Annotated in this window: 7 protein-coding genes and 1 pseudogene; 5 read left to right on the forward strand and 3 right to left on the reverse strand. The window is 58.6% G+C overall.

Going from position 1 to position 7,483, the window contains the following annotated elements; genetic code table 11:
• Positions 1 to 69: 69 nt before the first annotated feature.
• Together KUV45_RS04555 and KUV45_RS04560 are read right to left on the reverse strand one after the other, a co-directional pair.
• The gene (locus tag KUV45_RS04555; RefSeq protein ID WP_206944818.1) at positions 70 to 903 is read right to left on the reverse strand and encodes an ABC transporter permease; all 834 of its coding nucleotides are present in this window, start codon (positions 901 to 903) and stop codon (positions 70 to 72) included.
• Positions 900 to 1,742 (reverse strand): ABC transporter ATP-binding protein, encoded by an 843-nt coding sequence (locus KUV45_RS04560; protein ID WP_206944819.1) that lies wholly within the window; start codon positions 1,740 to 1,742, stop codon positions 900 to 902. Before KUV45_RS04560 ends, KUV45_RS04555 begins: the two co-directional genes overlap by 4 nt.
• Positions 1,743 to 2,120: 378 nt before the next feature.
• On the opposite strand from KUV45_RS04560, the gene KUV45_RS04565 reads away from it, so the two are divergent.
• From KUV45_RS04565 to KUV45_RS04585, 5 genes are all read left to right on the forward strand, one after another.
• On the forward strand, positions 2,121 to 2,831 hold the full coding sequence (locus KUV45_RS04565; RefSeq protein ID WP_222164321.1) for an IclR family transcriptional regulator: 711 nt from the start codon (positions 2,121 to 2,123) through the stop codon (positions 2,829 to 2,831).
• Positions 2,828 to 3,778, forward strand: a complete 951-nt coding sequence (hutG, locus tag KUV45_RS04570) for a formimidoylglutamase (RefSeq protein WP_222164322.1) — start codon at positions 2,828 to 2,830, stop codon at positions 3,776 to 3,778. The genes KUV45_RS04565 and hutG overlap by 4 nt, the downstream gene beginning before the upstream one ends.
• A 174-nt stretch (positions 3,779 to 3,952) precedes the next feature.
• On the forward strand, positions 3,953 to 5,158 hold the full coding sequence (gene gltS / locus KUV45_RS04575; RefSeq protein WP_206944822.1) for a sodium/glutamate symporter: 1,206 nt from the start codon (positions 3,953 to 3,955) through the stop codon (positions 5,156 to 5,158).
• A gap of 208 nt (positions 5,159 to 5,366) precedes the next feature.
• Positions 5,367 to 5,558, forward strand: a complete 192-nt coding sequence (locus KUV45_RS04580; protein WP_206944823.1) for a hypothetical protein — start codon at positions 5,367 to 5,369, stop codon at positions 5,556 to 5,558.
• Positions 5,559 to 5,784: 226 nt separating this feature from the next.
• Positions 5,785 to 6,750: an AEC family transporter gene (locus KUV45_RS04585; RefSeq protein WP_261315868.1), complete on the forward strand. Its 966-nt coding sequence runs from the start codon at positions 5,785 to 5,787 to the stop codon at positions 6,748 to 6,750.
• 247 nt (positions 6,751 to 6,997) lie between these two features.
• Here KUV45_RS04585 and KUV45_RS04590 read toward each other — a convergent pair.
• A pseudogene (locus KUV45_RS04590) lies at positions 6,998 to 7,483 on the reverse strand (aldehyde dehydrogenase (NADP(+))); the annotation flags it as partial.

Here is a 7,483-nt window from a genome sequence, read left to right on the forward strand (position 1 = left end):
TTTCATTCCTTGTCGTTATTTTTTCAACAGTATCACTGCAGCATCAACGACCTGCGTCGTTATCACACCTCACCTCGCGTGATCCCAGGGAAGCAACCGCTTTTCCACTTTGGACACCACCACATAAAGAGCGATGGCGACCATCATGAGCACGATAACGCCTACCCAGACCACGTTGAGGTTAAAGAGATTTCCCGCTACAAAAATCATTCTGCCCAATCCACGGTCCGATGAGATAAACTCACCACCAATCTCGGCGATCAGGGCAAAACCAATATTCAGGCGGAAGGCAGAGATGATCCACGGTAACGTTGCCGGAGCCACGACTTTCGTGAACACTTCCCGCCGGGATCCTCCTAGTGATCTCATCAGATTAATCATATTTCCATCAATCTGATGGGTTCCCTGATAAGCGGACAGCAGAGCCACGACAAAGGTGGCAACGAATGCCAGCATGATCTTTGAAAACATGCCGGAGCCAAACCAGATGATGATCATCGGGGCCAAGGCGATTTTAGGCAGCCCATTCAGCGCAACCATAAACGGGTCAATGATTCGGGCAGTGGTGCGCGAGAACCAGAGCAACAAGCCACAGATCGAGCCAAGCACGCTACCCAGCAAGAACCCCGCAATCGTGGCAGACACGGTCGCCAGGGTGTCGTCCAGTAGCTGACCTGACTGAAGCAGACGAAGCGCTTCTTCGGCAATCCCGGATGGCGACCCCATCAAGAAGGGATTGATCCAGCCAACGCTGACTCCCACTTGCCACAGCGCAACGAGCAGAGCTATCCCTGCACCACGCCATAGATTGTCCGTCAGCAGCACCGATCTCTTCGATGCTTCACTGATGTCTTTGTTGCTACCTGCCTGAATCCTATGGGTAAAGGTCTGAGCATCGCTCATGCGGCACCTCCCGCGACCTGGATGTCCAAATCCTCCCAGATCTGATCGAAAAGGGTCTGGTATCGAACATCACTGCGAGCCTTGAGGCACGAGCCAAGCTCACGGGACAACCCAACGTCATACACCTTTTTTACGGATGTTGGGCGCTTGGTCATCACTGCGACGCGGTCCGACATGGCGATAGCTTCGCCAATATCATGGGTAATCAGGACCACGGTTTTCTTGTGTTCCTTTAGAATCGATACGATCTCTTCCTCCAGAACAAGCCGCGTCTGGTAGTCGAGTGCCGAAAAGGGTTCATCCAGAAGAATGAGGTCAGGCTCGGTAATGAGCGTGCGGATCAACGCCACCCTCTGACGCATCCCCCCAGAAAGCGTACCCGGATATTGATCAGCAAAGTCCGCCAGACCATAACGAGACAAGTGATCCTTGGCCATTTCATAGCGACGCGACTTTGACACTCCGCGAACTTCCAATCCAAGACATACGTTATCGATGATAGTTCGCCATGGAAACAGAAGATCACGTTGCAGCATGTAGCCGATTCGTGCGCCACAATGAGGGTCTCGCCCACTGAGTTCAATGACACCATCCGTGGGCTCAAGCAGGCTGGATATAATATTGAACATCGTGCTTTTCCCACACCCACTCGGGCCCACGATGCTGACAAACTCCTCCTTTTTTATATCCAGAGTAATATCTCGGATCACTTCGACAGCGCCACCGTCAGAGCTGTGAAATGTCTTCCTCACACCTTGAAGGGAAATCACACTTTCTCGACTTGGCGGGGTCGACTCAAGGTCTTCCGTAGAAAAAGCACGCACAGCTGGGGCGTTCATCTACTACCTCCTGAGCAAGGGCAGAGTCTTGAATTATGTATTTCTTATTAGGCATTTACGGTGCCACCCGGAAATTTTCCTTTTTCAATCAAAGCAATAATTAGCATCAGGGCACAGCAAATGTCAGACAAAGCAGGTGAAATGTTCACCTGTGGTGCACTGCAGCGCTGGCATTGCACCAGATCTGCCAATACCGGTGGCGACACCTCGCGCTCCTCTTCGTTGCGCTGCGTCGCTGCTCCTAGAAGGCGTTTCGCCTCGCTCCTGCACGACCTAAGTCAAACTAAAGTCTAGGGCTTGGCATTCTCATAAATTGATAACAGTGTTTCTTCAGTAATCCTTTTGCCATATACCATTTATCAAAATACGAGGTGCGCCATGACTCCTTCCGACCGCATGCTGGCACTGCTTTGCTGCCTCGCCAATCAAGGCGGTGCCATGACGGTGAAGGCGCTAGCCGCTCAAACTCAGCAACCCACGTCCACCGCTTATCGTCACCTGCGTCAGTTGCTGGCCTGGGGAATGGTCAGTGAGCGGGAAGGTGGGACCTATGCCCCAGGCCCCCAGGCTGTGCGGCTGCAGCAAGGCTTTGAGCGCAGCAACGACTTGCTCAAGTGGGCGCGTCCCGTGCTGATGGAGCTGACCGACCTGACTGAGGAAGGGTCGGCCCTGCTGGTGCCCGTGCGCGATCACGCGCTGTGCGTCGACATGATCGACAGCTCACAGCCATTGCGCTGCTGCTACCACCGCGGCCAGGTTCAGCCCCTGCTGAAAGGCGCCAGTGCCCGTGCACTGCTTGCGTTCATGAGTGACGAGGAAAGAGCCATGGCGCTGGCGTTACGAACGCCAGAGGAACAGAGCGACGCGCTCACAGGACTCGAGCAGATACGTGCCCAGGGGGTCGCCACCAGCCTAGGTGAGATCGACGGAGGCATCTGGGGTGCCAGCGCCCCAGTCTTCTCCGCTCGCGGCAAGCTCAAGGCTGTCGTCAGTCTGATGGCACCAGAGGCTCGAGTTCGCCATAAGACCGCCTGGTTGGCAGACCAGGCCCGCAATAGTGCGCTTCGACTAGGAGAACTACTGGAGTGACGAGTAGCAGCAAGTGTTCACAGGCCCCATGGTCATGGCATGGGCGAATCGACAGCGAAGAGATTGGCCAGTCACTACGCTGGCATCAAGTCGTGCGTCCCGTCGCCGAGGCCTCAGCACCTGGCCGAGTACTGGTGGGCTTCTGCTCGGATGCGGGAGTTGCCCGCAACAAGGGTCGCACTGGAGCAAGTGAGGGCCCCCTGGCCATCCGGCGTCAGCTGTCCAACCTGGCCTTTCATCTCCACACTCCGGTGTACGATGCGGGCGACATCAGCTGCCACGGTGATGAACTGGAACATGCCCAGCGGGCCTTCGCTGATCAAGTGACGGAGTTGCTGGACCAAGGGCATCGGGTCATTGGCCTCGGCGGAGGACACGAAATCGCCTTTGCCAGCTTTTCCGGACTCCTGCAGCATGCCCAACAGCGTCAGTCCCCCCCGTGGATCGGCATCGTCAACCTGGACGCACACCTCGACTTGCGCCAGTCCAGCGTCGCCAGCTCCGGTACGCCGTTTCGACAGTGCGCAGAGCTATGTGCCGAGCAGGGCGTCGAGTTCCGCTATACCTGCCTGGGAGTGAGCCGTGCGAGCAACACTCAGGCGCTGTTTGATCGTGCCGAGGCGCTGGGCGTCGATTGGGTCCTGGATGAGGACTGCCGTTCTATCAGTAGCCCTAGCGTCATGGACGCACTGGATCGACTGCTGGCCCAGGTAGACATGGTCTATCTGACCATTTGTCTGGACGCTCTTCCCGCCTGGGTCGCTCCTGGCGTCAGCGCGCCATCCGCCAGAGGTATCGAACTGTCCTTCATCGAGGACGTCATCGATCACCTGTCGTCCCGCACTGAGCTGCCGGTCGTGGATGTCGCCGAAATGAACCCGAGCCTGGATAACGACTCCCGCACCGCTCGAGTCGCCGCGCGGTTGATCGAGCGACTGGCCCGCTGATCTCAGCGCCGATCCTGCATGGCGCAACGACGCCATACCGAAACGACAAACGACAAGACAACACCCTGCCATGGTGGACGTCCTGCCAGCCGCCCCGGCAGACGCTGACAAGGGAACGCCACCGGCCTTCACTCCGCTGCCTCGAAGCAGCACAAAAACCGCTGGAGCACACTCATGCACATTACTCTCGATGCTGTGGCCACCACAGCATTGGCCTTGCTGTTACTTGCCACAGGCGCTGGGCTGAAGCGTCGTCTGAACTGGCTAGAGCATTTTTGCGTTCCCACGCCGGTCATCGGTGGCTTTGGCTTCGCCCTTCTCGCGTGGCTGCTGCGTGACATGGGGATCGTCACCTTCGAGCTCGATACCGCCATGCAGAGCCCACTGATGATTGCCTTTTTCACCACCGTAGGACTGGGCGGCAGCCTTGCGCTACTGAAAAAGGGGGGCAAGGCGCTAGGTGTCTATCTGGTGGCTTGCTGGCTACTGGCGCTGATGCAAAATGGGGTGGGTATTGGCATGGCCAGCCTGCTCGGCCTGGACCCTCTGATCGGGCTTATGGCCGGCGCCACTTCGCTTGAGGGCGGGTTCGGTGCTGCCGCTGCCTTCGGTCCCGAAGCCGAAGCCCTGGGTGCACAGGGCGCTGCCACTGCGGCGATTGTGTCGGCGACCTTCGGGATGATCGTCGGTGGCGTGATCGGCGCCCCTATCGCCCGCTGGATCATTGACCGTCGCCAACTGCCGCTGGTCAGCGAAGACGTCCATGACCTCGAGCGTCTTGCCGAAGCTGAGCGCCCGACCCAGGGACAGCTTGACGGCCGTGTCCTGTTGAACGTGCTGGCCGTGGTCGTACCGGTCATGGTGCTGGGAGTCTGGTTCAAGGGTCTGCTGTCCAGTCAGCTCGGTATCATCTTGCCAAGCTACGTCGGCGCCATGTTTGTGGCGATCCTGCTGCGTAACCTCAACGATCGCTTTCAATGGATCAGCCTCCCGGACAATGCCCTGTCCAGCGTAGGGGACGTCGCACTGGGCATTTTCCTGACCATGGCGATGATGAACCTGAAAATCTGGCAGCTGCAGGAGATGGGCGGGCCGTTGCTGCTGATACTTCTGGTCCAGACGCTGGCCATTGTCATGCTGGCGATCTTTGTCCTGTTCCGCCTGCTTGGACGCAACTATGACGCGGCCGTGCTGACGGCAGGCTTCATCGGTCATGGCCTCGGGGCCACCCCAAACGCGGTCGCCAACATGAGCGCCGTCTGCGATCACTATCGCGTCATTTCCCATAAGGCCTTCATCATCGTTCCCTTATGCGGAGCGGTACTGATCGATATCGTGGCCATTCCGGCCATCACCTGGTGCCTGAATGCCTTTGCCTGATCAGCTACAGCAGGCGCCTGGGCTGACCATGTCGAACAGGGGCTGGCCAACGGCCCCGTAAGACCAAGGCACCCAAGGGATCAAGAGGCTCAAGGGGCTGAAGAGGTTTAAGAGAGCCGAGAGACCAGGAGAGCTAGAGATAGCAGCAGCGATGGCGGCCAAAGTCGTGTTAAATTTACCTTATATGGTTTCTCAGGACTGACGCCCCATGTTCAAGCCCCTTCTGATCTGCTTCACGGCGCTGTTTGCACAACTTGCCCTGCTCCACTGGGTCGACGTGCGAACCACCCAGGCTCCGCCAGCAGCCACCCCGGTGGCGACGGTAACCACCGTCACCACCCGGGATGATGACCTCAGCGAAAAAAGTGACGAAAAAGCGACTGACACCCACGACGCTTGAAGCGCCTTGATCCGGCCTGCCAGGCACCTTATCTGGATGCCTCGGCGGGCTCCTGCCAGCGGCTTGACGCTCGCCCTGGCGACCCGCTCTCATGGGACGCCCAAACAATCAGCCCGCTCTAACGACACGCTCTAACGACCACCCTGCCCTGCAAGGTCTCCAGAAGACTCAGGACGATATCCTCTTTTCCCGAGACAATTAATCATACATAGTATCTAAAAGCACTTTGTCGACGAGGAGTCCTGTCATCGATCTGCCACTACTGTCCAGCACCCTCGGCGTCAGTCTTCCGGTCTTTACCATGGTATTCATCGGCGCAGCCCTCAGGCGCCTGGGTTGGATCGACCAATCCTTCGTGAACACCGCGTCAAGCCTGGTATTTCGGGTCACCATGCCGACCCTGCTGTTCCTGAGTCTGTTGCGGGCCACCCCGGGGGATGACCTCAAGCTCGGGCTGGTAGCGTTTTATCTGGGCATCTCTGCGGTCATCTTCTTTATCATCTGGGCCTGGGCCCTGTGGCGCTGCCCCAGGGAGGACCGCGGGGTCTATGTACAAGGCGCCTTTCGCGGCAACTGCGGTATCGTCGGGCTTGCCCTGTCGGCCAACATGTACGGCAGCACCGGCCTATCACTGGGCAGCATCATGGCCGGCGGCATCATTATCGTAAACCTGGTCATGTCAGCTATCGTGCTGTCCGTCTACAGCCCCGTCGTCAGCTCGCGTCCGCTGGATATCCTCAAGGACGTCGCCACAAATCCGCTGATCATCGGTATCGCCGCAGCTCTGCCGCTGACCTACCTGCACGTCGATCTGCCAAGCTGGCTGATGACGTCAGGCGACTACCTGGCCTCTCTGTCGCTGCCGCTGGCCTTGATCTGCATTGGCGGAAGCCTGAGCATCAAGGCCGCCAGGGAAAGCGGAGCCCTGGCCCTATCCGCAAGCCTGTGGAAACTTGTACTGATGCCAGCCATCGGCGTTGGCCTGGCCTTGGCAGCAGGTTATCGAGATACCGAACTTGGCATGCTGTTCCTGTTTCTGGGCAGTCCTACCGCCGCCGTTGCCTATGTGATGGCTCGCGGCGCGGGTGCCAATGAACGCCTCGCTGCCAATATCATCATGCTCAGCACCCTATTGAGCATCGTCACCATCAGCCTGGGGTTGCTGCTGCTGAGTGTTTGGCGCTTGATCTAGACGCTCAGCACATGCCAGTGGCACGCAATTGGTCACTCGCGATGAATTGACGCCACACTTGCCATAAGAAGGGGCACCAGAAGAGCCGCAATCTGGTGCACGACACCCCAGGCAACCTCACTGAATGAGACACTTCTGGCGCTTCACAAGATGGCTCCTATGCCAAGGCCACGAAAAAGCCCGGTGACAGTATCACCGGGCCTTGGTTACTTCTTGAGGGATAGGGATAGTGCCAGCTAGATCCGCATCAGGACTCGCGCTGGCCATCCACCAGACGACGGAGCTTGAGCGGATTGCCGTCTTTCAGCGCGTCAGGCAGCAGGCTGTCGGGCAGGTTCTGGTAGCACACCGGACGCAGGAAGCGGTGAATGGCAGCGCTGCCTACAGAGGTGGTACGCGAGTCCGAGGTCGCCGGGTAGGGGCCACCGTGAACCATGGCGTGGCACACCTCGACACCGGTCGGCCAGCCGTTGGCCATCACTCGGCCGGCACGGCGCTCGAGGATCGGCAGCAGACCACGGGCGGCGTCGACGTCGCCATCGTCCATCTGCAGGGTGGCGGTCAGCTGGCCTTCCAGACCCTCGGCCAGGGCCTTGACCTCATCGAGGTCGGCGCACTGCACCACCAGGGAGGTGGAGCCAAACACTTCCGCCTGCAGGGCGTCATCCTTGAGGAAGTCCTGGGCGTCGGCCACGAACAGCCCTGCCTGACACTGGTTGGGACCGTCGCCTGC

This window comes from Halomonas sp. DP3Y7-2 (assembly GCF_019800795.1).
Lineage (GTDB): Bacteria > Pseudomonadota > Gammaproteobacteria > Pseudomonadales > Halomonadaceae > Halomonas > Halomonas litopenaei_A.